The organism is Stenotrophomonas sp. YJH_SMC_69, assembly GCF_059370495.1.
This window is the reverse complement of record NZ_JCAFTS010000004.1, coordinates 156,934-180,625: the sequence shown is the minus strand read 5'-3', so window position 1 is coordinate 180,625 and position 23,692 is coordinate 156,934. Positions and strand designations below refer to the sequence as shown.

The following is a 23,692-nucleotide window of genomic DNA, read 5'->3' as shown; positions in this document are numbered from 1 at the left end:
ACCGGTCCCCTGGGGAGACCGGTCGCAGCGGGTGGATCAGAAGCGGTAGTCGAAGCCCAGCGTGAAGTAGCGGCCGCGCAGGTCGTACTGGCTGAAGTCGTACGGCGCGCGGATGCCCGGAAACGAGGCATCGTACGGCGGCGTCTTGTCGGCCAGGTTCTGCACCTTGGCGTACACCGTCAGCTTGTCGATGCCGGTGTAGGCCAGGTACAGGTCGTACTGGCTGTAGCTGCCGACGCGCTGCTGCACGGCCTTGGCGGCGGTGCTGGCCTCCTGGCGGTAGCTGCTGGTGTAGTACCAGGTCACCGCGGCGTTGAAGTCGCCGTATTTCCAGTCCAGGGTGGTGGTGGCCTTGTCCTTGGGCAGGGTCGCGCCGAGGTTGCTGCCGGCGTAGTCGACCAGCGGGCCGCCGACCACGGTCGGGCGACGGTAGTCGCGCACGTGGGTGTAGGCGGAGGACACGGTGAAGTCGCCGAGCGCAGCGGTCGGGATGCGCTGGCGCAGCTCGACGTCGATGCCCGAGGTCTTCAGCTCGCTCAGGTTCTGGTAGCGGTTGTAGACGGCCTGCAGCTTGCCGCGCTCGTCGCGCTGCACGGCGCCGGCCACGTTGTCGTTGACCAGGGTCTGGGTGTTGTTGGTGCCGACCAGGTTGTCCAGCTGGATGCGGTAGTAGTCCACGCTCAGGTTGGTGTTGGCCCATGGCGACAGCACCACGCCGAAGTTCACGCTCTTGGTGCGCTCGGGCTTCAGTGCGTTGTTGCCAACGGTGAAGAAGGTCGGATTCTGGCGCGAGCCCGGCACGTCCGGATCACGCGGGTCGGCCACGCTGCCGTAGGCGATGCTGGTGCTGTTGGAGTTCTCCGACAGCGACGGTGCACGGAAGCCCTTCGACGCCGAGGCACGCACCAGCAGGAAATCGAGCGGCTGCCAGCGCAGGCCGATCTTCGGCGAGAACGCATCGCCGAAATCATCGTAGTGATCGGCACGCGCGGCGGCGGACAGTTCCAGGGTCGAGGCCAGCGGCACGTTCACTTCGGCGTAGGCGGCACTGACCTGGCGCTGGCCATGTACTTCGGCGATGGCCGGGCGCACCTGCAGGCCGGCATCGATCTGCCACGGGTTGTTGGAATCGAGCTTCTCGCGGCGCCACTCGGCACCGGCGGCGAAGCCGATCTCGCCGGCCCAGGTGTGGCCCAGGCTGCCGGAAATCTTCGCGTCGACGCCCTGCAGCTTGGACTCGGCCGGGCGCAGCGTGGCGATGTTGATCGAATCACGTACCGACTGCGGCGTGGCCGCCGGATTCAGCAGGTTGTAGCTGCCGGTGGCCAGCGCATCGGCCAGCGCCCAGCGATTGGCGAAGCCGCCGGACACGCTCTCACGCTCGCTGCTGCGTGCGCCGAATGCAGCCACTTCCCAGTCCCAGTTCGCAGTGGTGCCACGCAGGCCGAACACGCCGCGATAGGCGGTGGAACGGTTGGTCTTGATCGTGCCGCCGAGGTCGAAGAAGGTGTATTCGATCGGGATCGCACGGCCGTACGGGTTGTACGGATTGTTGGCCGGCAGCACCGACGACACCGGTTCGGCCAGGCCACTGTTGGCGTTCAATGCGAAGCGGCCGCTCTCCAGGGTGAAGAACGGGCTGCTGCCGAACCACGCGGCACTCTTGATCTGGCTGTACAGCACTTCGCCGAAGGCTTCGACGTTGTCGTTCAGGCGGAAGGTACCGTTGGCATAGGCCTGGTAGCGCTTGGTCGAGGGGATCAGCGTGGTGAACGGGGCCTGGTTGAAGCCGCAGGTGTCGCCGGCCAGGCCGTCGATCGGCGCGCTGGCGACGCGGGTGGTACCGACCGGGCAGTTGCCGTTGGCGTCGAGCATCGGCACCGACACGCCGTTGACCAGGTAGCGCGCGCCCTTGGCCGACCAGCCGTTCCAGCGGCCACCGGGCTTGTCGGTGTAGATGCCGCTCCTGGTCAGGTTGCGTTCGTCCTGGTCCAGACGTTCGCGGTTGTAACCCTGCAGGCTGAAGAGGATGTTGTAGCCATCGGTGTCGAGATCACCAAGGCCGCCGACGAACTTCAGGTTCTGCTCGTGCAGGCCGCCCTGGTCGGCACCGCCGAAGCTGCCGCCGATCTCGGCGCCTTCGAAGTTCTGCCGGGTGATGATGTTGACCACGCCGGCCACGGCGTCGGAACCGTACACCGCCGAGGCGCCGTCCTTGAGCACTTCGATGCGCTCGACCGCGACCAGCGGCAGCGCGTTGAGATCAACGAACGTATCGGACAGGCCACCGGCCGGGAAGCCGTAGTTGGCCAGGCGGCGGCCGTTGAGCAGCACCAGCGTGTTCTTCTGCGACAGGCCGCGCAGGCCGATGCCGGCCGAGCCGGAGGCCCAGCCGTTGTTGGTGGTTTCGTTGCTGGCGTTGCCGGTGTTGGCCGAGATCGAACGCAGCACATCTGCCACGGTGGCCTTGCCGGTCTGTTCCAGCTGCTGGCGGCCGATCACCTGCACCGGGTTGGAGGCCTCGGTATCGGTGCGCTTGATGTTGGAACCGGTGACACGCACGGCGGCCAGGGTGCTGGCTTCGCCACTGGCGTCGGCGGAGGTTTCGGCGGCGGCAGACAAAGGCGCGGCCAGAGCGACGGCCAGGGCCGCCACGAGCAGGGTGTGCTTGGGCATGACGATGTGGGGGAGGTGGTAAGGGCGATGAAGTTCCGCAGTAGTCCATGCCTGGCCCGGGTCCGGCCAATAACATCTCTTCATACGGATATAAGAGAAACTATCATCTCTTCATCCGGATGGAAAGAGTTACTTCACGAGAGCCCGGCATCCGCTCAGGATGGCCGGCCACCTGCGGCGTACAATTGCGCCATGGAAATCTTCAAAGTCTTCATGCTTGAGGCGGCGCACCGCCTCCCCAACGTACCGCCGGGGCACAAGTGCGCGCGCCTGCACGGCCACTCGTTCCGGGTGGAACTGAAGGTCGAGGGCGAGCCGGGTGCGCAGACCGGCTGGATCATGGATTTCGGTGACGTGAAGGCGGCCTTCCAGCCGATCTACGATCGCCTGGACCATCACTACCTCAACGACATCCCCGGCCTGGAGAACCCGACCAGCGAGAACTTGGCGGTGTGGATCTGGAACGAGCTCAAGCCCGGCCTGCCGGCGCTGAGCGAGATCACCGTGCACGAAACCTGCACGTCGGGGTGCCGTTACCGCGGCCCCACTGCCTGATCAACCCATTGATCTGAAAGGTGTTTCAAAGGCGCCTTGGGCGCCTTTGTTATTTTTGTTGCATTGCCGCATCAAGGGCGTATGCTGCAATGCATCAAGCCACTCCCTGACGCCCCCATGGCCGCCGCCTTCAGCGATCGCTTCAGTGATGCCACCCGCCAGCTCGCCGCCGCGGCAACGCGCGCGAACCGGTTGGCGTTGGAGAACGCGGAAAGCATGTTCGGCGTGCAGCTGAAGGTGATGGAGCGCAACCTGACTGCGACCGGCGGCTGGCTGGGTGAACTGGCCCGCGGCGAGGATGCGGCCGGGACGCTCTCCAAGGGCGCGCAGCTGTGGCAGGACAACCTGCAGCGGCTGGGCCAGGCCCAGCAGGACGTGGTCGGTCTCGGCCTGCAGGCCAGCAAGGCTTGGTCCGAGCTGGTGCAGGGCTACAACGAATCAACGGCGGACGCGAACAACCACTGACGCGACGCAACACTCATTGCGTGGGTCCCTCCCCCCACGCAATCCGGACCCGGCAGATCCCTCCCTCTGCCGGGTCTTTTTTTGCTTGTCGTTTCGATACCGAAGCGCGTCTTCGTGCGACGTCTCTGCAGGCTGAAGGGCCCCGACGAGGCTCGGCGTGCGGTGAGGAGAGCGCAGCACGCGCGGCCGCCTTTCAAGGAAGCGCCGACAAACTCCGAACGCAGGGCGGAGGCCCTTGCGTACGAAGTAAAGGAGGAGGTGACGACCAACGGCCGGCGCCGGGGGACATTCGTACGCAAGGGTCTCCGCCCTGCGCCGCGCAGAATGCATCCGCCACACGCATGTCTTCGTCCTGATCCGCCGCGAACCGATGGGCCCTGCCCGCCCCGACGAGGCTCGGCTTCCGGCGAGGAGATCACAGCGCTCGCGGCCGCCTTTCAAGGAGGCGCCGGCGAACTCCGAACGCCGGGCGGAGGCCCTTGCGTACGAAGTAAAGGGGGAGGTGACGGCCAACGGCCGGCGCCGGAGGACATTCGTACGCAAGGGCATCCGCCCTGCGCCGCGCAGATTGAACCCGCCGCACGCGATGCAGGAACGGCTCAGCGCCCGCGACCACCGTGCCAGTGCTGGTGCCACGCCTGGAACATCAGCACGTTCCACAGGTGTGTGTGCCACTTGCGCTCGCCTCGCAGGAACGCCTCCCAGACACCACGCACGCGCGCCACATCGAAGCAGCCCTGGTTGCGCAGCAGCTCCGGATCCAGCAGCGCCTCCGCCCAGTCGCGCAACGGACCGGCCAGCCAGCGCGCCATCGGCGGGCCGAAGCCGCGCTTGGGGCGATACACCAGCGGTTCCGGCAGGTAGCGCGCCAGCAGGTGCTTGAGGATCCGCTTGTGCTCGCCATCGTGGTACTTCAGGTGCTGCGGCAGCCGCCAGGCCAGGCGCACCACCTCCATGTCCAGCAGCGGTGCACGGGTTTCAACACCCGCCGCCATGCCCGCGCGATCAACCTTGGCCAGGATGCCCTCGGCCAGGTCCATGCGGAAATCCAGCAGCTGGATGCGCGCCTCGGCCGGCAGCGCCGTGTCCTGCTGCTGGAAGATCGTCACCGGTTCGCGCGCACCCAGCACCACCTGCGCCGGCTGCCGCCAGCGGGTCACGCGCTGCAGGTAGTGGCCTTCCACATCATTGGCAGCCACCTCGGCCACCAGGGCGCGCCAACCACCGAGGCGGCCGCGCTCGACGTTCATGCGGTTGCCGCTGCGCCGCGCCAGGTCGCGTACCCAGTCCGGCAGGCCACCACACAGGCGCGCATTGCGCAGCGCGCGGCCATAGCTGGGATGCCCGAAGAACAGTTCATCGCCACCGTCACCGGTCAGTGCCACCGGCTTGCGCGCCCCCAGCAGTTCACTGGCCAGCAACGTCGGCAGCTGTGAAGCGTCGGCAAAGGGTTCGCACCAGACCTGCGGCAGGCGCTGCAGCAGGTCCAGGCCCTGGCGCGCGTCCATGCGATGCAGGTGGTGCTGCACGCCCAGATGGCGCGCGACCTGCGACGCCCAGTCGCTCTCGTCATGCCCCGGATCGTCGAAGCCGACCGTCCACGCTTCGATCGGCAGGGTCGATTGTGCCTGCATCATCGCCGTCACCAGCGAGGAGTCGGTACCGCCGGACAGGAACGCGCCGCACGCCAGGGGCGAGTGCATGCGTGAGGCGATGGCCTTCTGCAGTACCGCTTCAAGCTGGTCGGTGGCCTGTTCCAGGCTCGGCGCCGGCTGCAGCGGCTCCTGCAGTGCACTCTGCATCGCGTCGCGTGCGCACCAGTAACGCGCGCCGCCCTGCGCGGCCTGGCTGGAGCAACCCGCGGCATGGTCGCTGACATCGATACGCAGCATCGCGCCCGCCACCAGTTTGTGGATGCCACGGTAGATGGTGTGCGGCGCCGGCACATAGTCGTGGCGCAGCAGCAGGCTCAGGGCATCCTGGTCGATGCTCGGCGCGAAGCCGGCGAAGGCCTGCAGCGCCTTCAACTCCGAGGCGAACAGGAACTGGCCCTGGTACCAGCCGTAATACAGCGGCCGCTCGCCCACCGGATCACGGGCCAGCCACAGCACGCGCGACTCCCGGTCCCAGACGCTGAAACCGAAGGCGCCTTCGATGCGCGACAGCGCCCGCTGCACGCCCCATTCGACGATCGCCTGCAGCAGCAGCCGCGCATCGCTGCAACTGCGGGGCAGATCGCGCAGCTGCGCCTGCAGGTCGCCGCGGTTGTACAGGCGGCCGTCCAGGCACAGCACGTAGCGACCGCAGTCCGAGCTCAGCGGCTGCAACGGCGTATCGGTCGGCGCCCGGCAATGGCCCAGCGCGAGGCCGGCCTCGGCGTCGGTCCAGTAGCCGATGCGGCCACGCCCACGCTGCTGCAGCGCGCGCAGCATCGGGGCCAGCTGCTGCAGCAGCTGCTCATCCTCGGCGGGCGGCAGCCAGGCCCCGACCACGCCGCTCATCGGAAGCCTCCGCACTGGCAGCGGCGGGACAGGTTCGGCAGGCAGGGGGCGGCGGGCGACATGGGGACGGCACGCGGAGCGGAGGAGACTCCATGCTCGGCGCGGGGGCGCGCGGCGTCAGTCGCTTTGCTGTCAGCGATCGTCACCAGCCGTATCACGAAGGTAACGTTTTGTAACAGCAACAGGCTATGCTGGCCGCCAAGTTGTTGCCGGGACTGAGACCCGGCCCGCGCGCCAGCAACCCCGGCTGAATGGCGCCCGCCCCCGGGACCCGGGCGGCCCGAAGGCTGGGATAGCATCGCCGCGCTCGTGCCGTGGCGGTACGTTTGCGCCCACGGAGGCCTTGGAAATGCTGGATATCGTACTGGTCGAAGACGATGCCCGCCTGGGAACGATGGTCAGCGACTACCTGCAACGGCATGGCTACCAGGTGGCCCACGAGCGCAGCGGCGAGCGCGCCGTGGCCCGGATCCTGGCGGAGAAGCCGGCCCTGGTGCTGCTCGATGTGGGCCTGCCCGACCAGGATGGTTTCGAAGTGTGTCGGCAGATCCGGCCCCACTATGACGGCATCATCTGCGTGCTGACCGCCCGTACCGACAACATCGACCAGGTGCTGGGCCTGGAACTGGGGGCCGACGATTACATCGGCAAACCCATCGAACCGCGGGTGCTGCTGGCCCGCCTGCGCGCCCACCTGCGCCGCCACCGCCGGGTCGAACCGCGTGACGGCAGCCTGCGCTTCGGCGAGCTGAGCATCGACCCGTCCACCCGCAACGTGCACCTGCAGGGCAGCCTGCTGGAGCTGACCACCGCCGAGTTCGACCTGCTGTTCCTGCTGGCCAGCAATGCCGGCCAGATCCTGGACCGCGACGCGCTGCTGCGCGGCCTGCGTGGCATCGCCTTCGATGGCCTGGACCGCTCAATCGATGCCCGCATCTCGCGCCTGCGCCGCAAGCTGGGCGACAACCCGGAGCAGCCGGAACGGATCAAGACCGTCCGTGGCCGCGGCTACCTGTTCAGCCGCTCGGCATGGGGATGAAACGCACACCGTCGGCGATGCGCGGCCACGCCTTCCATTTCCTGCGCTACGGCATCGGTTTCCTGGTCGCCCACCTGTTGTTGATCGTGCTGGGCCTGTGGGCCTGGGACGCCCTGCTGGAAGACCGCACCGAAGCCGGCCTGCAGGCCGAGATGCGCGGCACGCACGCGCTGCTGCAGCATCGCTTCGCCGAAACCCCGCGCGAGCAGTGGCCGGCACTGGCGCGCGAACTCGACGCCGATTTCGCCTACGCGCTGCGCATGGTGCCGCTGGCCGAGGCGGTGAAGGCGCTGCCGGCCAGCCAGCGCCCGCCGTTCAACAACGGCCGCGTACAGATCGATCTGGAGCACATGCGCAGCCTGCAGCGGATCGGCGACAGCGACTACGCCGTGATGCTGGGCCCGTTGGACGAGGCGCTGCCGGACGAAGGCTGGCAGGACAGCGAAGTATCCGGTGTGGCGATCCTGCTGCTGATCCTGATGGTGGCGGTGGCACTGCCGATGTACGTGATGGTGTACCGGCTGTGGCGCGACGTCTCGCAGTTGGCCCAGGCGGCCCGCCGCATGCGCGACGGCCAGCTGGACACGCGTGCGCCGCGCGCCGGCACCGCGCTGGTGCGGCCGCTGGCCAACGCCTTCAACCACATGGCCGAGCAGCTGCAGCAGCTGCTGGAAAGCCAGCGCGTGCTGGCCCAGGCGGTCGCGCACGAGGTGCGCACGCCGTTGGCACGGATGCGTTTCGGCCTGGCCGACCTGGAAGACACTGCGCTCGACGATGTGCAGCGCGATGCGCTGGGCGGGCTGCGCACCGACGTCGATCGGCTGCAGCACCTCACCGATGCCGGCGTCGAATACGCCGCACTGGGCCGCTGCCATCAGCTGACCCGCCAGCGCCTGCAGCTGGCGGCGCTGGTGCGCGGCGTGGTGGCCCAGTTCGCACCGTTGCCGATGCCGGTGCAGCAGGCGTTGTCGCCGGTGGGCCTGGTCAACGTCAACCGGCACATGCTGGAACTGGCGCTGCGCAACCTGCTCGGCAATGCGCTGCGTTACGCGCGTCGGCAGATCCGCATCGCCAGCACGGTCAATGACGGCTGGCTGTGCCTGCAGGTGGAGGACGACGGCCCCGGCATCGCACCGGAACTGCGCGGCCAGGTGCTGCAACCCTATGTGCGGCTGGACCCGGGCAGCCCCGGCTTCGGCCTCGGGCTGGCGCTGGTGCAGGTGGTGGCCGACAAGCATGGCGGCCAGGTCGAGGTGACCGACTCGGCGCTGGGCGGCGCCTGCATCCGCCTGCACCTGCCGCTGGAAACCGGCGGTGTCGTGGAGGCCGAGGCAGCCTGCTAGACCGCCGTTTCCGCGCGCGGCAAGGCAAACACGAACAGCGCGCCCCGTTCGCTGTCGCGCAGTTCGATGCGGCGGCCATGCAACTGCACGATGCGCTGCACGATCAACAGGCCCAATCCGCCGTTGTCGCCACGCCGCGCGCCGAGCGCGGCCGGTGCCTGGAACAGCTGGGTACGCAGCGCCGGGGCTACCCCGGGGCCATCATCGGCGACGCAGACCTCCACGCTGTCGGCGGTCGCGCGCAGGCGCACCTCGATCTGGCCACCCTCGGGTGCATGGCGCAGCGCGTTGTCGAGCAGGTTGGTCAGCACCCGCTCGACCAGGCCCAGGTCGGCACGGACCAGCGGCAGGCCGGGCGGAAACGCCGCGTGCAGCTGCTGGCCACGCGCCTGTGCCGCCAGTTCGAACTTCTGCAGCACGTCCTGCAGCAGCTCCGGCAGCGCAAACACTTCCCACTCCAGCCGCACTTCGCCGTGCTCCAGCCGCGCCAGTTCGAACAGCGCGCGCGCCAGCCGGCCGACCTTGGCGCTCTGTGCCAGCGCAATGCCGAGATAGCGGCGGCGCTCATCCGGTGACAGCGTGGCGTCCTTCAACGCCAGCGTTTCCAGGTAGCCGTGCAGCGACGACAACGGCGTGCGCAGGTCGTGCGAGATGTTGGCGACCAGTTCACGGCGCTGCAGATCCTGCTGGCGCAGCTGCTGCCACTGCTCGCCCAGCCGCTGCGCCATCTGCGCGTGCGCATGTTCCAGGATCACCAGTTCGTCGCGCTCACCAGCGCGCAGCGGCTCCGGCGGCGGCAGCGGCGTCGGCGCATCGATGTCAAAGGCCTGGATCCGCCGGGTCAGCCGCCGCAACGGACGCGTCACCCAGTAGAACGCGACCAGCCCGGCCAACAGGCCGAGGCTGCCGACCAGCACCACCGACCACAGCGTGGTGTTCCACTGGCTGCCGGCGGCAAGATCGTCGGCGAGCATCTGCCGATGCTCGCCGACCAGCACCACGTACACATAGCCGGCCGGCCGGCCCTGCACGATCAATGGTGCAGCGCTGAACACCTTGCGGCCATCGGCGCTGCGCGGGTCATCGCCGAGGATCGGCAACGGTGCACCGGCCAGCAGGCGACGCAACGGCGCCACATCCACCCGGTTGCGCACCAGATGTCCACTGGGTGCATCGTGACCGAGGATGCGGCCCTGGTCGTCCAGCAGGTAGACCTCGACGCTGGGGTTGACCGCCATCAGCTGGCCGAACAGCGCGCGCACCGCGGCATCGCGCATGCCGCTGGTGTCCATCAGCTCGCTGCGCTGGGCGATATGTTCGGCCAGGCCCAGCGACAGCCGCTGCACGACTTCCTGCTCGTGGCGGGTGTTGGCACGCATCTGCAGTGCCAGCAGCGCCATGCAGCACATCAGCATCAGCGCGGCGGTCACCACCGCCAGCTTCTGCCACAGGTTCGGCTTGATCATGCCGCCGCCCCGGCCGGGTCGACCAGCTTGTAGCCGCGGCCCCACACCGTCAGCAACCGCCGTGGGTTGGCCGGGTCGGGTTCGATCTTGCTGCGCAGGCGGTTGATGTGGGTGTTGACCGTGTGCTCATAGCCATCGTGCTGGTAGCCCCAGACCTGGTTGAGCAGTTCCATGCGTGCGAACACCTGGTCCGGATGACGGGCGAAGAACAGCAGCAGGTCGAACTCGCGCGGGGTCAGTTCCAGCGTGTTGCCATCCACCGAAGCGGTGCGCGCGACCGGATCGAGCTGCAGCCCACCCAGCTCGATCGCGCCGGCATCGATGCGCGCGCTCTGCGCCATCGCCTCGGCGCGGCGCAGCAGCGCACGTACCCGTGCCACCAGTTCCGGCATCGAAAAGGGTTTTGCCAGGTAATCGTCCGCGCCCAGTTCCAGGCCGACGATGCGCTGCGTTTCACTGCCGCGCGCGCTGATGATGATGATCGGGACATACCGCGCCATCGCGCGCGCGCGCTGGCACACCTGCAGCCCGTCCACGCCGGGCAGCATCACGTCCAGCACCAGCGCATCCCACGGGCCGTCCTGCTCGAGCAGGCGCAGGCCGGCATCGCCGCTGGCGGCATGGGCGACGTCGTAGCCCTCATCACCCAGGTGCATGCGCAGCAGGTCGGCGATGTGGGCATCGTCTTCAACGATCAGCACGCGTTTGGTCGACATCGGCAGCTCGGGGCCAGTGGGGAGGCTGGCTGCATTGTGGCGCGGGACGGCCGCCGATACCTCACGAAAAATTGAATCCTGCGTGAGGATTCGTTGACCCGGGCGGGCGCAGCATGGCCCCGTCGCCCCTTCCCGGAGTCCGCCATGTCCCTCTCCCGCCGCCATCTGCTGGGCCTGGGCGGTGTCGCCACCGCCGCCGGCCTGTTCGGCCTGGGGGCCTGCAGCCGCGCCGCCCCGGCCGCCGCCGAAGCGCGCCCGTCGCGACAGTTCGAGGTCATGCACAGTGATGCCGACTGGCGCCAGCGCCTGACCCCAGCGCAGTACGCGGTGCTGCGCCAGCAGGCCACCGAACGGCCCTGGAGCAGCCCGCTCAACAAGGAACACCGGCAGGGCACCTTCGCCTGCGCCGGCTGTGCGCTGCCGCTGTTCTCCTCGTCCACCAAGTTCGAGAGCGGTACCGGCTGGCCCAGCTTCTGGGCGCCGCTGCACAACGCCATCGGCGAAGACCGCGACGTCACCTTCGGGATGCTGCGGGTGGAGGTGCATTGCCGCCGCTGCGGCGGCCATCTCGGCCATGTGTTCAACGATGGGCCACGCCCCACCGGGCTGCGCTACTGCATGAACGGTGCGGCGATGGTGTTCGCTCCCGGCGCCACGGATGGCACTGCCGACGGCTGGCGGGTGCCGGTCGGTTCTTCCCCTGCTTCCGGAGCCTGACGATGCTGCTGTTGCTGCTTGCCTATCTGGGGGGCGCGCTGACCCTGCTCAGTCCCTGCATCCTGCCGGTGCTGCCGTTCGTGTTCGCGCGTGCCGATCGCCCGTTCCTGCGCAGCACGCTGCCGCTGCTGCTGGGCATGGCGCTCACCTTCACCGTGGTCGCCAGCCTGGCCGCGGTGGGCAGCCAATGGGTGGCGCAGGCCAACCAGGTCGGACGTTGGGTCGCCCTGCTGCTGATGGCGTTGTTCGCGGTCGCCCTGCTCTGGCCACGACTGGCCGACCACCTGCTGGCGCCGTTCCAGCGCATGGGTGCCCGCCTGAGTGCGCGCGCCGATGCGGCGGATGCCGCGGGGCACGGCGGCGCGTGGACCTCGCTGCTGATCGGCATCGCCACTGGCCTGCTGTGGGCACCGTGTGCCGGGCCGATCCTCGGTCTGGTGCTGACCGGCGCCGCCCTGCATGGCGCCAGCGTCGGTACCACTGCGCTGCTGCTGGCCTACGCACTGGGTGCGATCACCGCATTGGCGCTGGCGGTGTGGATCGGCGGCCGGGTGTTCCGCGCGATGCAGGCGCGGCTCGGCCTCGGCGATGTACTTCGCAAGGTGCTGGGTGTGGCCGCGCTGCTGGCCGTCGTGGCGATCGGCCTCGGCTGGGATACCGGCCTGCTGACCCGCTTGTCCACGGTCAGCACCGCGCGTATCGAGCAACGCCTGCTGGATGCAGTGCCCGGCGCGCAGCCGGCGGCACCGCCGATGATGATGGCCGGCGCCAATGCCGGTGCCGATGCAGCGCTGCCGGTGGAGGGCACGCTGCCCGCGCTGGACGGTGCCACTGGCTGGCTCAACAGCCCGCCGCTGAGTGCACAGCAGCTGCGCGGCAAGGTGGTTCTGGTCGATTTCTGGACCTATTCCTGCATCAACTGCCTGCGCGCGATGCCGTTCGTGCACGAATGGGAGCGACGCTACCGCGACCACGGCCTGGTGGTGGTCGGCGTGCACACGCCGGAATTCGCCTTCGAGCGTGACCCACGCAACGTGATGAAAGCGGTGCAGCAGCTGAAGGTCGAGTACCCGGTGGCGCTCGACAACCAGTACACGATCTGGCGCGCCTTCAACAACCGCTACTGGCCGGCGCAGTACTTCGTCGACGCGCAGGGCAATATCCGCGGCCACCAGTTCGGCGAGGGCAACTATGCGCGCTCGGAACAGATGATCCGTCGCCTGCTGACCGAAGCCGGGCAGACCAATCTGCCGCCACCGGCCGATCCCGCTGCCGCCGGCCTGAAGGGCGTGGCCGTGCAGGCCGACATGGGCAACCTGCGTTCGCCGGAAACCTACCTGGGCCACGCCCGCGCCGAGCAGTTCGCCTCGCCCGGCGGGCAGCGCAGCGACGCCGCGTTCGACTACACGCTGCCGGCCACCCTGGCGTTGAACCAGTGGGGGCTGTCCGGGCGCTGGACCGTCACCGATGAGGCCGCACAGCTGCAGCAGGCCGGCGGCCGCATCGCCTTCCAGTTCCATGCGCGCGACCTGCACCTGGTGCTGGCACCGAGCGAGGACGGCAGGCCGGTGCGCTTCCGCGTCTGGCTGGACGGCAAAGCGCTGCCCGCCACCGATGCCGGCAGTGATGTTGGTGCCGATGGCAGTGGCGTGGTCGACGAGCACCGCCTGTACCAGCTGGTGCGCCAGCGCGGCGCAGTCGGTCCGCATCGCTTCGAGATCGAGTTCCTCGATGCGGGCGTGCAGGCCTATGCCTTCACCTTCGGTTGAACCGGGAGGACATGATGAAAATCTCCTTTGAACAGGGCATCGCCGCCGGTGTGGCCGGCCTGGTGGCCACGGCCTTGATTGCCGGTGTGCTGCTGGTTGACCACAGCGCGATTGCGGCGCCGATCGAAGCCAGCGCGCAGATCCAGGCACTGCCGGCCCCCACCGGCGATGCGGCGTTCCGCGATGACGCCCCCCACGCCAGCGTGGTGTTCGCCGGTGGTTGCTTCTGGGGCGTGCAGGGCGTGTTCCAGCACGTCAAGGGCGTGAGCAATGCCGTGTCCGGCTACATCGGTGGCAGTGCGGCCAATGCGCGTTATGAGCGCGTCAGCGGTGGCCAGACCGGGCATGCCGAAGCAGTGAAGATCGACTACGACCCGCGCCAGGTCAGCTACGGGCAGCTGATGCAGGTGTTCTTCTCGGTGGTGCACGACCCGACCCAGCTCAATCGGCAGGGGCCGGACCACGGCAGCCAATACCGCTCGGCGATCTTCAGTGACGACGCACGCCAGCAGGCTGCCAGCCGCGCCTACATCGCCCAGCTCGGCCAGGCCGGCAGCTACCGCGCGCCGATCGTCACCCAGCTGGTCAGCGGCCAGCGCTTCTACCCGGCCGAGAGCTACCACCAGAACTACATGACTAACTACCCGCAGGCGGCCTACATCCGCTACTACGACGCACCGAAGCTGGCCGCGCTGGGCAAGCAGTTCCCGGCGCTGTACCGGCGCGAGGCGGTGCTGGTGCCGATGCGGTAGCCGGCATTCCCCCTTGGGCTGACCGACGCTCGGCGGTGCTCTCTGTAGAGCCGAGCCCACGCTCGGCTGCTGTTGGCGGAAGTGCAGCCGAGCATGGGCTCGGCTCTACACACAGAAAAAGACGCACGGCCATCCAGCCGTGCGTTTGGGAAGTATCGGCCGTGCCCCGATCAGGCCCGGCCGACAACGACATGCTAGGCTCGCCATCATCATGGGTACAGCACCAGATGGTGGGAAATTCGATGGATACAGATGACCAGAGCGCGATGATCCCACCCCGCTACCAACGGCTGTCCGACGAGCTGGCCGAGGCCATCCACGGCGGACGCCTTCCGGTTGGCAGCCGCCTGCCTTCGCTGCGGCAGATGGCCCTGCAGCGCAGGCTCAGCCTGAACACGGTGATTGCCGCCTATCGCCAGCTGGAGGACGCCGGCCTGGTCATTCCGCGGCCCAAAGCCGGCTTCGAGGTGGCGCCGCGCTTGTCGGTGCCAGAGCGTTCGCTGCGTGATACCCCGTCCGCACCCACCGCACCACTGCAGCAGGTGCTGATGGCCCGCGTGCTGGAAGCACAGCGCCGCCCCGGTGTGATCGACCTGGCCTTTGCCGGTCCGCGCGGGCGCCAGTTCTATCCGGGCGCGCAGCTGGCCCGGCATACCGCACAGGTGCTGCGCCACGGCCAGCAGACGGTGGAGACCTACGCGCGCCCCAACGGCTCGCCACGGCTGCTGGCGCAGATCGTGCGGCGTGGCCCGCGCATGGGGCTGCACACCCACAGCGAACGCCTGCTGCTGACCCATGGTGCGATGGAGGGCCTGCAGCTGGCGCTGCGCGCGGTCACCCAGCCCGGTGATGCGGTCGGCATCGAGGCACCGTCCTACTTCAACCTGTATCCGTTGCTGGCCAACCTCGGCCTGCAGGCCATCGAGCTGCCCACCCATCCGCAGCACGGACTGGATGTGGATGCGCTGGACGCGCTGCTGCAGCACACACCGCTGGCCGCACTGGTGGTGATGCCGACCGTGCACAACCCGCTCGGCTGCACCATGCCGACCGCCGCCAAGCAGCGCCTGGCCGAGCTGGTCAACGCACGGCAGCTGCCGCTGATCGAGGACGCGGTGTACGCCGAGCTGCAGTTCTGCGAACCGCCGGCGCCCCTGCTGAAGGCCTTCGATCGCGACGGCTGGGTGATGGTGGTCGGAGGTTTCTCCAAGACACTGGCGCCGGATTACCGCATCGGCTGGCTGGATGGCGGCCGCTTCGCCGAGCGCATCGCGCTGCTGAAATTCCAGTCCACCGGCGGCGAGCCGCAGCTGCTCGGTGACGCGGTCGCGGCGTATCTGGAAGCCGGCAGCTACGAGCACCACCTGCATCGCATGCGCCGGCTGTACCGCGACCAGGTGGGACGGCTGCGCCAGCTGGTGGCCGAGCACTTCCCGGCCGGCACCCGCGCCACCGAACCGCAGGGCGGATTCCTGCTGTGGCTGGAACTGCCGGGCGTGGATACGCGCGAGCTGTTCGAGCGAGCGCTGCAGGAGGACATCGTGTTCATGCCCGGCCAGGTCTATTCACGTGGCGCGCGATACCGCCACTGCCTGCGGCTGTCGTGCTGCCAGACCCTGGATGCGCGCTTCATTGGCGCGGTGGAACGACTGGGCACGATCGCGCGGGAGCTGGCGGCCGCAGCACGGTAGTGCCGGCCGCTGGCCGGCAACATCGGGATCACCGGGTGGATGCGGTTGCCGGCCAGCGGTCGGCACTACCCAGGATCACTCGAGCAGGTGCGCGCTCAGCGCTTCGCCATCCGCACCCGGCAGATGCGGCAGCCGTCCCCAGCACGGCATCGGCAGGCGCTGCTGCAACGTGGCGATGTTCTCATCCTGGCGCTGCATCGCCGGGTCGATGTGGTTGCCGATCCAGCCCAGGCACTGCACGCCGCTGGCCTGCAGCGACTGCGCAGTCAGCCGCGCATGGTTGACGCAGCCCAGCCGCATGCCCACCACCAGCAGCACCGGCAACTGCAGTGCTCGCACCAGGTCCAGCTGGTCCAGCGTGGCCGAGACCGGCGCCAGCCACCCACCGACGCCTTCCACCACCACGATGTCGGCCTGTGCGCGCAGTCGCGCGAACGCAGCCACGATCGGCGCCAGTTCCACCCGCACGCCGTCCTCGGCAGCGGCCAGCTCCGGTGCCAGCGGCTGCCGCAGCGCATACGGGTTCAGATCGGCATAGTCCGGCACCGGCCAGCTGGCCGCCTGCAGCGCCAGCGCGTCTGCGTTGCGCAGGCCCTGCCCCAGGTCTTCGCTGCCGCTGGCCACCGGTTTCATGCCCACCGCGCGCAGGCCGCGCCGGCGCAGCGCCTGCAGCAGCGCGGTGCTGGCCGCGGTCTTGCCGATCTCCGTATCGGTGCCGGTAATGAACAGGGCGGGCGGCAGCGTAGCGGGCAACGGCATCAATGGGCTCCAACAGGGCAACAGAGCGTGCATTATCGCCGGCCCGGCGCGCTTGCTAGACTGCGGGCATGTTCGCCAATGCCTCGCTTACCGGCAGCAAGCCGGAACAATACGCCCAGCTGCTGGAACAGGCCCGTGGCCTGGTCTACGCCGAGTCCGACCGCATCGCCAACGCGGCCAACCTCTCCGCACTGGTCTACCACGCCCTGCCCGACCTGAACTGGGTGGGTTTCTACCTGTACGACGGCACGGAGCTGGTGGTCGGCCCGTTCCAGGGCCTGCCGGCCTGCGTGCGCATCCCGCTGGACAAGGGCGTGTGCGGTGCCGCCGCCAGCCAGCGCGTGACCCAGCGCGTGGACGACGTCGATGCCTTCCCCGGCCATATCGCCTGCGATTCGGCCTCGCGTTCGGAACTGGTGGTGCCGCTGCTGCGCGGCGATGAACTGATCGGCGTGTTCGACATCGACAGCCCGAAGATCGGCCGCTTCGATGCCGATGACCAGGCCGGCCTGGAAGCCATCGCCCGCGTGTTCGTCGAGGCGCTGGGATGAGCGCACCGAAGCTGCGCAACATCGGCCCCAAGAGTGCAGCGTGGCTGCGCCAGGTCGGCCTGCGCAGCCGCGAGGACCTGGTTGCGACCGGCGCAGTCGGCGCCTTCGTCAAGGTCAAGCGCGCCGGCTTCAAGCCCAGCCTGAACCTGCTGTACTCGCTGGAAGGCGCGCTGCTGGACTGCCACTGGCAGGAACTGAGCGAGCCGCAGCGTGAGGCGCTGGTGCAGGATTACGAAGCACGCATCGCCGCGCATCCGCTGAAGGCGGCCGGCCCGGCGTCGGGTCCGGTGCATGAGCAGCGCTTCGATGCCGACGATGACGCGGAAGACAGCGTGACCGAGGATGCGGACGAGGATTGACCGCACCGGTAGTGCCGGCCGCTGGCCGGCAACTGCGTGGTCTTTTCAACATTCCTGAGACTGCCGGCCAGCGGCCGGCACTACCGATGGGTTACGGCTGCTGCAGTTCCAGCAGCTCGCCTGCCAGCCCGGCTTCGCCACGTTCCAGCCGTACCCGCAGGCGCGTGCCGTGGTCGATGCGCAGTGCCCAGCACAGCGACATCGGCAGGCCGCAGACCTGCGACAGCACCATGCGCAGCGGGCCGCCATGGCTGACCACCAGCGTTGGCACCGGGTCGTCATCATCGAGCAGTCGATCCAGCGCGCGCGCGATACGCCGCTCGAAGTGGCCCCAGCTCTCACCGTTGGGCGGTGGGTTTGCATGCGGATCGGCATGGAAGGCCGCCAGTGCATCCTCCGGCAGGTCGAACAGCGACTGCCCGTCCCAATCGCCGAAATCCAGCTCTTCCCATTCCTCCTCCGCTTCCACGTCCAGCCCGCGCGGGGTGGCCAGGGCCATCGCCGTGTGCAGCGAGCGCAGCCGCGGCGAACTGATCACCCGTTCCCAGGGCTGCGCAGCGTAGGCGTCGACCAGTTCCTGCGGCAGGCGGGCCAGCTGCGGTGGATCGCTGCGGCCATCAAGGAACTCATCGCGACCGTTGCCGGCATGGCGGACCAGGTCGAGGATCATGCGTGCGTCCTGTACAGGCAACGCGGGAACAGCGGAAAACGGGCGGACATCGGCAACGGCACCACGGGATCGAGGGACCATTCTAAGGGCACAGCAAAGGCAGTCGGGTACGCTCGACGCTACGGGCCGCCTGCGATGCCGTAGACTGCGCGCACTTCCAGGTGACCTGCGGCCACGGCCGGCAGGTTGAAACGGGAAGCCGGTGACGCGTGAATCCACGCCAGGCCGGCGCTGCCCCCGCAACGGTAAGCACGTCAGTTCCAGGCAACAACGCCACTGTGCCGCAGGCATGGGAAGGCGCCTGGACGGTGGCCTCGCGCCACCCGGCGGCAAGCCCGGAGACCGGCCCGGAAGCCTCAGGTCGCGGTGCGGTGGGCATGGCGCTGGATGACCGCAGCCTGCGCTGCGGCGTCGGCGCATGCCTGCCTTCGCGGCTCCTCCCCTTCGCCACGCGGGCGTGCGTGGCACCTGGAGTCCCCCATGAAGCTGCAGTCCCGAATGCTGTCCCTGGCCGTGCTGGCCGCCCTGCCCGCGCTGGCCCAGGCCGCCGATGACACCACCGCGCTCGACCAGATCCTGGTCACCGCCACCCGCACCCCGATCGCCCTGCAGGACAGCATCGCACCAGCCCAGGTGATCGACCGCGCGCAGATCGAATCCAGCCAGGCCACCTCGTTGCAGGAACTGCTGCGCGGCCGCGCCGGCATCAACCTGACCAATGCCGGCGGGCTCGGCAAGCAGAGCTCGCTGTTCCTGCGCGGCACCAACTCGGGCCACACCGTGGTGCTGGTCGATGGCGTGCGCATCAACAGTGCCGACCTCGGCCTGGCCATGTACCAGGACCTGCCGCTGGCGCAGATCGAACGCGTGGAAATCGTGCGCGGCCCGCAGTCCAGCCTGTACGGCGCCGACGCCATCGGTGGCGTGATCCAGATCTTCACCCGCCGCAACCAGGGCGATTTTGCTCCGCACTTCCAGCTCGGTGGTGGCAGCAACGGCCTGCGCGAAGCCAGCGGCGGCATCGGAGGTGGCACCGAACGCGGCTGGTTCGGCGCCGACATCGCCTACCAGCATTCCGATGGCGTCGATGCCTGCCGTGGCTCGGCGACGCTGTTCACCGGCTGCTTCGCTGACGAACCCGACCGCGACGGCTACCGCAACCTGTCCAAGAGCCTGCGTGGCGGCTACACCTTCAACGACCAGTGGAATGTGGAAGGCAGTGCGCTGCGCGCCGACGGCAAGAACCACTACGACGGCTATTACAACTACTCGGAAACCCGCCAGCAGGTGCTGGCCGGCAAGGTGCGCTACACCCCGTCCGGGCGCCTGGCGTTCACCGCCAACGTCGGCCGCAGCGACAACGAATCGGACAACTTCGGCGACTTCGGCGCACGCGGCAGCGCGCAGACCCACCGCGACAGCGCCTCGCTGCAGGGTGACTTCACCTTGACCGGAAGCCAGCTGCTGAGCACCGGCGTGGACTGGAGCGAAGACAACCTGGACGGCAGCAGCGCGGGCTACCTCGTCGACAGCCGTCGCAACACCGGCGTGTTCGTGCAGTACCAGGGCCGCTTCGGCCGCCATCAGCTGCAGGCCAGCGCACGCAACGACGACAACCAGCAGTTCGGCAACCACGCCACCGGCAGTCTCGGCTGGGCAATGCAGCTGGACCACGGCCTGCGCGTCAATGCCAGCTACGGCACCGCCTTCAAGGCACCGACCTTCAGCGACCTGTACGACCCGTGGAGCGGCGTGCCGACGTTGAAGCCGGAGAAGTCCAAGAGCGCCAACCTCGGTGTTTCGCAGCAGGGCCAGGGCTGGCATTGGGGCCTGGACGTGTACGAGACCCGCATCGATGACCTGATCACCTACGATGCGTCCACGATGAAAATGCAGCAGGTGGAGAAGGCGCGCATCCGTGGCGCCGAACTGACCGGTGGCGTGCTGCTGGCCGGCTTCGACCTCAACGCGCAGCTGAGCTACACCGACCCGCGCAACCGCACCCATGGCAGCACCCAGTTCGACAACTGGCTGCCGCGCCGTGCACAGCAGACCGCGCGCCTGGACGTCGACCGCCGCTTCGGCGATTTCCGCGCCGGCCTGACCGTGCAGGGTGCGGGCAAGCGCTATGACGATGCCGCCAACGCGGTGAAGGTCGGTGGCTACGGCACGCTGGACCTGCGCGCCGAGTACGCGCTGACGCCGGCGTGGTCGCTGCTGGCACGTGCCGCCAACGTGTTCGACCGCCGCTACGAGACGGTGGCGTGGTTCAACCAGCCCGGCCGCGAATACCAGCTGAGCGTGCGTTACCAGCCGAAATGAAGGCGCGCGCCGGGCATCGCCCGGCGCCGATCTACTGTAGAGCCGAGCCCATGCTCGGCTCACGCAATGAAGCAGCCGAGCGTGGGCTCGGCTCTACACCCGAACGCCCGCGGCCAACCCCGGCAACTCACGCAGGTCGTCAATCACCGCCACCGCCTGTGCGGTGGCCAGGTCCAGGCCACGCGGATAACCGTAACGCACCAGTGCGATCGGCATACCCGCCTCTTCGGCGGCGCGGTAGTCGGTCAACGAATCACCCACCATCAGGCAGGCATCCACCGCCAGCCCGAAGTGCGCAGCGATGTGCCGCAGCGGCTCACCGCTGGGCTTGCGCTGCGGCAGCGAATCGCCGCCCAGTACCAGCGCGAACGCATCACCAATGCCCAGGTGCTGCAGCAGTGGCGGCACCAGCGCTTCGGGCTTGTTGGTGCAGATCGCCAGCGGAACAGCGCGTGCACGCAGCTGCATCAGCGCTTCGGCCACGCCATCGAACAGGCGCGGGCTGCGCAGCAGGCACTCACGGTAGTGCACCATGAACACCGGCATCACTTCGGCCAGGTCGACCTCGCGACCCGCGGCATGCACGGCCTGCTCGACCAGGCGGCGCACACCGTCGCCGATCCAGCCCAGAACCGTGGCTTCCGGCACGCGTGCCATGCCGATGTCTTCCAGCGTGCGGTTCAGTGCTTCGGCGATATCAGCTGCGCTGTCGACCAGCGTGCCATCTAGGTCGAACACGACCAGCGGATAGGGATACGACAAGGGACGGCACCTGCACGACGTGGGGCCGCCCATTGTACGCCGCTGGTTTCTGCGCCGATCCGCCTCAACCGATCCGGCGTGCGCGGGTGGCCAGGAACGTGGGCAGGTAGCGGTCGATCAGGAAGCGCGGCTGCGGCTGCCAGTCTTCCATGAAGCGATCGATGACGAACCCCGCATCCAGCTGCCCGCCGATCAGTTCGGTCAGGCTGTGGCCAAAGGTCAGCGCATCGCCGCGGCCGAGTTTCGCCTCACGTTCTGCGGCGGGCAGGTCTTCCAGGTCCGAATAGGGAATGGCGTACTGCGGCCGGATCAGGCCCTGCGCATCGAGCTGCGGATCGCGCGCGCCGACGAACAGCACCGGGTTGTAGAAGCTGGCCATCAACATGCCGTCGCGCGCCAGCACGCGGCGGCATTCGGTCCACACCGGGCGCACGTCGGGTACGTACAGGTTGGAGATCGGATGGAACACCACGTCGAAGCTGTCGTTGGCGAATACGTGCAGGTCGCGCATGTCGCCCTGCACCGTGCGCAGCTGCAGGCCATCGCGCGCCGCCACGCTGCGGTCCTGTTCCAGCTGCCCGTCGGAGAGATCGAACACGGTGACGTCGGCGCCCGCAGCGGCCAGCACCGGTGCCTGCTGGCCCCCGCCCGAGGCCAGGCACAGGATGCGGCGGCCACGCACATCGCCCAGCCAGTCCAATGGCAGCGCGCGTGGGGTCAGATGCACCTGCCAGCGGCCTTCGCGCGCGGCGGCAATGGTTGAACTTTCCACCGGGCGCGACCATTCGCGCACTTCGCTGGCCTGGCGGTCCCAGGCAGCACGGTTGTGGTCGATCAAGGCCTGTCCATGGTTCATGTGTTCTCCTTGCCCGGTGGGCGCCAATCCAGGTCCTGGAAGGCCGGGCTGGCGAAACACTCGGCCAGGTAGTCCAGGAATCGCCGCATGATAGCGGGCTGCTGTCGCCGTGACGCGTACACGGCATGAATGCCGAGTTCGTCCAGGCTGAATTCGGGCAGCAGTTCGATCAGCTCGCCGGTACGCAGCAGGGGCGCCACCTGGTAGGTCGGCAGCATGGCGATACCGGCACCGGCCCGCACCGCCTCCAGCAGCAGCGAGGCCTCGTTGGCGCTGATGTTGCCGCCCACCGCCACCGACAGCGAACGGCCGTCCCGGTGCAGCTGCCACAGGCTCTTGCCGACGTAGTGGTGGGTCAGGCAGTTGTGCGCGGCCAGATGCTCGGGAGCAGTCGGCGTGCCGCGTGCCTGCAGGTAGGACGGCGTCGCGCACAGCACCGAGCGGCAGGTGGCCAGCCGCCGCGCGATCAGGCTGGGATCGATCTGGCGCGCGATGCGCACGGCCAGGTCCACCCGCTCCTCCACCAGGTTGACCGTGCGGTCGACCAGCAGCAGCTCGATGCGTGCCGCCGGATGGCGCGCAACAAAGCCGGCCACCGCCCGCGCCAGGTGGCTCTGCCCGAACGACACGCTGGCAGTCACCCGCAGCGTGCCATGCGGCTCGGGATCATCGCTGGCCAGCTCGCCCTGCAGTTCCTCGCCGATCGCCAGCATCTGCCGGAAGCGCGCCAGCGCCGCCTCGCCGGGCCCGGTCAGACTGACCCGGCGCGTGGTCCGGTGCAGCAGGCGTGCGCCCAGCCAGCCCTCGACCTCAGCCAGGTAGCGGCTGACCATCGCCCGCGACATGTCCAGCACCTCTGCCGCCGCGGTCAGGCTGCCGCGCTCGGCCACCTCGACGAACACGGTCATGGCGGTCAATCGGTCCATATGATCGATCCATGCAACAAACAAGCACGTTATACGCTGTTTTTCGAGCGACTGCAGCGGCCTAGAGTGGCGCCATTCCCACCCCACAGCGCCCCACGGAGTCCTGCCATGAAGATCGCCCTCGTTGGTTCCACCGGCAACATCGGCCGCCAGATCGCCCGCCACGCGCTGGCCCGCGGCCACGAACTCACTGTCATCGTGCGCAGCGCGCAGGACCTCCCGGCCGAGCTGGCCGGTGCCCATCCGGTGATCGCCTCGCTGGATGACCAGGACGCGCTGGTTGCCGCCATCGCCGGCCACGACGTGCTCGCCAGTGCCTACGGCCCGCGCCCAGGCGATGACATCGGCCGCGTCGGCGAGGTCGCCGCGCAGCTGGCGGCTGCCGCGCGCAAGGCCGGCGTGCCGCGCCTGGTGGTGGTTGGCGGTGCCGGCAGCCTGGAAGTCGCACCCGGCGTGCAGCTGGTCGACACCCCCACCTTCCCGGAGGCCTACAAGCCGTACGCGCTGGCCCACCGCGAGGCGTTCAACCGCCTGCAGGCAGTGGACGACCTGGACTGGACCTTCTTCTCGCCGGCCGCCGAAATCGGCCCGGGTGAAGAGCGCGGCCAGTACCGCGTGCAGCCCAAGGCGTTCCTGGCCGATACCAGCGGCCACAGCCGCATCAGCTACGCCGACTATGGCGCGGCGTTCGTCGCCGAACTGGAAGCGCACGCGTATCCGAAGCAGATCATCACCGCAGCGTATTGATCCACGCACGTCCCATGTAGAGCCAAGCCCGCGCTCGGCTCTACGCGAAC

Annotated in this window: 21 protein-coding genes and 1 riboswitch; of the genes, 12 read left to right on the top strand and 9 right to left on the bottom strand. The window is 68.7% G+C overall.

Going from position 1 to position 23,692, the window contains the following annotated elements:
• Positions 1-36: 36 nt before the first annotated feature.
• Positions 37-2,676 carry a TonB-dependent receptor gene (locus AC5P8F_RS08770; RefSeq protein WP_049442132.1) on the bottom strand — a complete coding sequence of 880 codons (2,640 nt, stop codon included), beginning with the start codon at positions 2,674-2,676 and terminating at the stop codon, positions 37-39.
• A 192-nt stretch (positions 2,677-2,868) separates the two neighbouring features.
• Here AC5P8F_RS08770 and queD point away from each other — a divergent pair, with 192 nt between their 5' ends.
• Complete coding sequence (queD, locus tag AC5P8F_RS08765) at positions 2,869-3,231, top strand: 6-carboxytetrahydropterin synthase QueD (protein WP_014645831.1); 363 nt, start codon at positions 2,869-2,871, stop codon at positions 3,229-3,231.
• Between the two features lie 117 nt (positions 3,232-3,348).
• Complete coding sequence (locus tag AC5P8F_RS08760; protein ID WP_014035870.1) at positions 3,349-3,696, top strand: phasin family protein; 348 nt, start codon at positions 3,349-3,351, stop codon at positions 3,694-3,696.
• Positions 3,697-4,295: 599 nt separating this feature from the next.
• On the opposite strand, the gene asnB is transcribed toward AC5P8F_RS08760, so the two are convergent.
• Complete coding sequence (gene asnB, locus AC5P8F_RS08755; RefSeq protein ID WP_329768442.1) at positions 4,296-6,197, bottom strand: asparagine synthase (glutamine-hydrolyzing); 1,902 nt, start codon at positions 6,195-6,197, stop codon at positions 4,296-4,298.
• A 349-nt stretch (positions 6,198-6,546) separates the two neighbouring features.
• Between asnB and AC5P8F_RS08750 the strand changes: the two genes are divergently transcribed.
• Both AC5P8F_RS08750 and AC5P8F_RS08745 read left to right on the top strand, forming a co-directional pair.
• The gene (locus tag AC5P8F_RS08750) at positions 6,547-7,236 is read left to right on the top strand and encodes a winged helix-turn-helix domain-containing protein (protein ID WP_014645829.1); all 690 of its coding nucleotides are present in this window, start codon (positions 6,547-6,549) and stop codon (positions 7,234-7,236) included.
• The gene (locus tag AC5P8F_RS08745; RefSeq protein WP_032959211.1) at positions 7,233-8,579 is read left to right on the top strand and encodes an ATP-binding protein; all 1,347 of its coding nucleotides are present in this window, start codon (positions 7,233-7,235) and stop codon (positions 8,577-8,579) included. Before AC5P8F_RS08750 ends, AC5P8F_RS08745 begins: the two co-directional genes overlap by 4 nt.
• On the opposite strand, the gene AC5P8F_RS08740 is transcribed toward AC5P8F_RS08745, so the two are convergent.
• Both AC5P8F_RS08740 and AC5P8F_RS08735 read right to left on the bottom strand, forming a co-directional pair.
• On the bottom strand, positions 8,576-10,045 hold the full coding sequence (locus AC5P8F_RS08740) for a sensor histidine kinase (RefSeq protein WP_032959213.1): 1,470 nt from the start codon (positions 10,043-10,045) through the stop codon (positions 8,576-8,578). The two genes, AC5P8F_RS08745 and AC5P8F_RS08740, sit on opposite strands and share 4 nt — an antisense overlap.
• Positions 10,042-10,761 carry a response regulator transcription factor gene (locus AC5P8F_RS08735; protein ID WP_014645826.1) on the bottom strand — a complete coding sequence of 240 codons (720 nt, stop codon included), beginning with the start codon at positions 10,759-10,761 and terminating at the stop codon, positions 10,042-10,044. Before AC5P8F_RS08735 ends, AC5P8F_RS08740 begins: the two co-directional genes overlap by 4 nt.
• A gap of 144 nt (positions 10,762-10,905) precedes the next feature.
• On the opposite strand from AC5P8F_RS08735, the gene msrB reads away from it, so the two are divergent.
• From msrB to AC5P8F_RS08715, 4 genes are all read left to right on the top strand, one after another.
• Positions 10,906-11,478 (top strand): peptide-methionine (R)-S-oxide reductase MsrB, encoded by a 573-nt coding sequence (msrB, locus tag AC5P8F_RS08730; RefSeq protein WP_169412559.1) that lies wholly within the window; start codon positions 10,906-10,908, stop codon positions 11,476-11,478.
• 2 nt (positions 11,479-11,480) lie between these two features.
• Positions 11,481-13,247: a cytochrome c biogenesis protein DipZ gene (locus AC5P8F_RS08725; RefSeq protein WP_329768441.1), complete on the top strand. Its 1,767-nt coding sequence runs from the start codon at positions 11,481-11,483 to the stop codon at positions 13,245-13,247.
• Positions 13,248-13,261: 14 nt separating this feature from the next.
• Entirely contained in the window at positions 13,262-13,999 is a 738-nt protein-coding gene (msrA, locus tag AC5P8F_RS08720) for a peptide-methionine (S)-S-oxide reductase MsrA (protein ID WP_329768440.1), read from the top strand.
• Positions 14,000-14,241: 242 nt separating this feature from the next.
• Positions 14,242-15,690: an aminotransferase-like domain-containing protein gene (locus AC5P8F_RS08715; protein WP_329768439.1), complete on the top strand. Its 1,449-nt coding sequence runs from the start codon at positions 14,242-14,244 to the stop codon at positions 15,688-15,690.
• A 75-nt stretch (positions 15,691-15,765) separates the two neighbouring features.
• On the opposite strand, the gene bioD is transcribed toward AC5P8F_RS08715, so the two are convergent.
• Positions 15,766-16,449, bottom strand: coding sequence for a dethiobiotin synthase (gene bioD / locus AC5P8F_RS08710; RefSeq protein ID WP_262224560.1), 684 nt, complete (start codon positions 16,447-16,449; stop codon positions 15,766-15,768).
• 68 nt (positions 16,450-16,517) lie between these two features.
• Between bioD and AC5P8F_RS08705 the strand changes: the two genes are divergently transcribed.
• Positions 16,518-17,000 carry a GAF domain-containing protein gene (locus AC5P8F_RS08705; protein WP_014645821.1) on the top strand — a complete coding sequence of 161 codons (483 nt, stop codon included), beginning with the start codon at positions 16,518-16,520 and terminating at the stop codon, positions 16,998-17,000.
• Positions 16,997-17,359 (top strand): TfoX/Sxy family protein, encoded by a 363-nt coding sequence (locus tag AC5P8F_RS08700; RefSeq protein WP_014645820.1) that lies wholly within the window; start codon positions 16,997-16,999, stop codon positions 17,357-17,359. The genes AC5P8F_RS08705 and AC5P8F_RS08700 overlap by 4 nt, the downstream gene beginning before the upstream one ends.
• Before the next feature lie 91 nt (positions 17,360-17,450).
• Here AC5P8F_RS08700 and AC5P8F_RS08695 read toward each other — a convergent pair whose 3' ends face one another.
• Positions 17,451-18,029, bottom strand: a complete 579-nt coding sequence (locus tag AC5P8F_RS08695; RefSeq protein ID WP_495227932.1) for a histidine phosphatase family protein — start codon at positions 18,027-18,029, stop codon at positions 17,451-17,453.
• 142 nt (positions 18,030-18,171) lie between these two features.
• Positions 18,172-18,394, top strand: a riboswitch (cobalamin riboswitch).
• Positions 18,395-18,509: 115 nt separating this feature from the next.
• Between AC5P8F_RS08695 and btuB the strand changes: the two genes are divergently transcribed.
• A complete protein-coding gene (gene btuB, locus AC5P8F_RS08690) occupies positions 18,510-20,351 on the top strand; it encodes a TonB-dependent vitamin B12 receptor (RefSeq protein WP_046428665.1) in 1,842 nt (613 codons plus the stop codon).
• Between the two features lie 93 nt (positions 20,352-20,444).
• Here btuB and gph read toward each other — a convergent pair whose 3' ends face one another.
• The 3 genes from gph to AC5P8F_RS08675 all read right to left on the bottom strand — a co-directional run bounded on the left by gph (position 20,445) and on the right by AC5P8F_RS08675 (position 22,895).
• Complete coding sequence (gene gph, locus AC5P8F_RS08685; RefSeq protein ID WP_126411685.1) at positions 20,445-21,113, bottom strand: phosphoglycolate phosphatase; 669 nt, start codon at positions 21,111-21,113, stop codon at positions 20,445-20,447.
• 64 nt (positions 21,114-21,177) lie between these two features.
• Positions 21,178-21,969, bottom strand: coding sequence for a class I SAM-dependent methyltransferase (locus AC5P8F_RS08680; RefSeq protein WP_014645816.1), 792 nt, complete (start codon positions 21,967-21,969; stop codon positions 21,178-21,180).
• Positions 21,966-22,895, bottom strand: a complete 930-nt coding sequence (locus tag AC5P8F_RS08675) for a LysR family transcriptional regulator (protein ID WP_014645815.1) — start codon at positions 22,893-22,895, stop codon at positions 21,966-21,968. The genes AC5P8F_RS08680 and AC5P8F_RS08675 overlap by 4 nt, the downstream gene beginning before the upstream one ends.
• Before the next feature lie 108 nt (positions 22,896-23,003).
• Between AC5P8F_RS08675 and AC5P8F_RS08670 the strand changes: the two genes are divergently transcribed.
• Complete coding sequence (locus AC5P8F_RS08670; RefSeq protein WP_032959230.1) at positions 23,004-23,642, top strand: NAD(P)-dependent oxidoreductase; 639 nt, start codon at positions 23,004-23,006, stop codon at positions 23,640-23,642.
• Positions 23,643-23,692: the final 50 nt, after the last annotated feature.

Bases quoted from the DNA above. Each gene is read 5' to 3' on its own strand.
- AC5P8F_RS08770 (WP_049442132.1), bottom strand. From the start codon at position 2,676: ATGCCCAAGCACACCCTGCTCGTGGCGGCCCTGGCCGTCGCTCTGGCC.
- queD (WP_014645831.1), top strand. From the start codon at position 2,869: ATGGAAATCTTCAAAGTCTTCATGCTTGAGGCGGCGCACCGCCTCCCC.
- AC5P8F_RS08760 (WP_014035870.1), top strand. From the start codon at position 3,349: ATGGCCGCCGCCTTCAGCGATCGCTTCAGTGATGCCACCCGCCAGCTC.
- asnB (WP_329768442.1), bottom strand. From the start codon at position 6,197: ATGAGCGGCGTGGTCGGGGCCTGGCTGCCGCCCGCCGAGGATGAGCAG.
- AC5P8F_RS08750 (WP_014645829.1), top strand. From the start codon at position 6,547: ATGCTGGATATCGTACTGGTCGAAGACGATGCCCGCCTGGGAACGATG.
- AC5P8F_RS08745 (WP_032959211.1), top strand. From the start codon at position 7,233: ATGAAACGCACACCGTCGGCGATGCGCGGCCACGCCTTCCATTTCCTG.
- AC5P8F_RS08740 (WP_032959213.1), bottom strand. From the start codon at position 10,045: ATGATCAAGCCGAACCTGTGGCAGAAGCTGGCGGTGGTGACCGCCGCG.
- AC5P8F_RS08735 (WP_014645826.1), bottom strand. From the start codon at position 10,761: ATGTCGACCAAACGCGTGCTGATCGTTGAAGACGATGCCCACATCGCC.
- msrB (WP_169412559.1), top strand. From the start codon at position 10,906: ATGTCCCTCTCCCGCCGCCATCTGCTGGGCCTGGGCGGTGTCGCCACC.
- AC5P8F_RS08725 (WP_329768441.1), top strand. From the start codon at position 11,481: ATGCTGCTGTTGCTGCTTGCCTATCTGGGGGGCGCGCTGACCCTGCTC.
- msrA (WP_329768440.1), top strand. From the start codon at position 13,262: ATGAAAATCTCCTTTGAACAGGGCATCGCCGCCGGTGTGGCCGGCCTG.
- AC5P8F_RS08715 (WP_329768439.1), top strand. From the start codon at position 14,242: ATGGATACAGATGACCAGAGCGCGATGATCCCACCCCGCTACCAACGG.
- bioD (WP_262224560.1), bottom strand. From the start codon at position 16,449: ATGCCGTTGCCCGCTACGCTGCCGCCCGCCCTGTTCATTACCGGCACC.
- AC5P8F_RS08705 (WP_014645821.1), top strand. From the start codon at position 16,518: ATGTTCGCCAATGCCTCGCTTACCGGCAGCAAGCCGGAACAATACGCC.
- AC5P8F_RS08700 (WP_014645820.1), top strand. From the start codon at position 16,997: ATGAGCGCACCGAAGCTGCGCAACATCGGCCCCAAGAGTGCAGCGTGG.
- AC5P8F_RS08695 (WP_495227932.1), bottom strand. From the start codon at position 18,029: ATGATCCTCGACCTGGTCCGCCATGCCGGCAACGGTCGCGATGAGTTC.
- btuB (WP_046428665.1), top strand. From the start codon at position 18,510: ATGAAGCTGCAGTCCCGAATGCTGTCCCTGGCCGTGCTGGCCGCCCTG.
- AC5P8F_RS08680 (WP_014645816.1), bottom strand. From the start codon at position 21,969: ATGAACCATGGACAGGCCTTGATCGACCACAACCGTGCTGCCTGGGAC.
- AC5P8F_RS08675 (WP_014645815.1), bottom strand. From the start codon at position 22,895: ATGGACCGATTGACCGCCATGACCGTGTTCGTCGAGGTGGCCGAGCGC.
- AC5P8F_RS08670 (WP_032959230.1), top strand. From the start codon at position 23,004: ATGAAGATCGCCCTCGTTGGTTCCACCGGCAACATCGGCCGCCAGATC.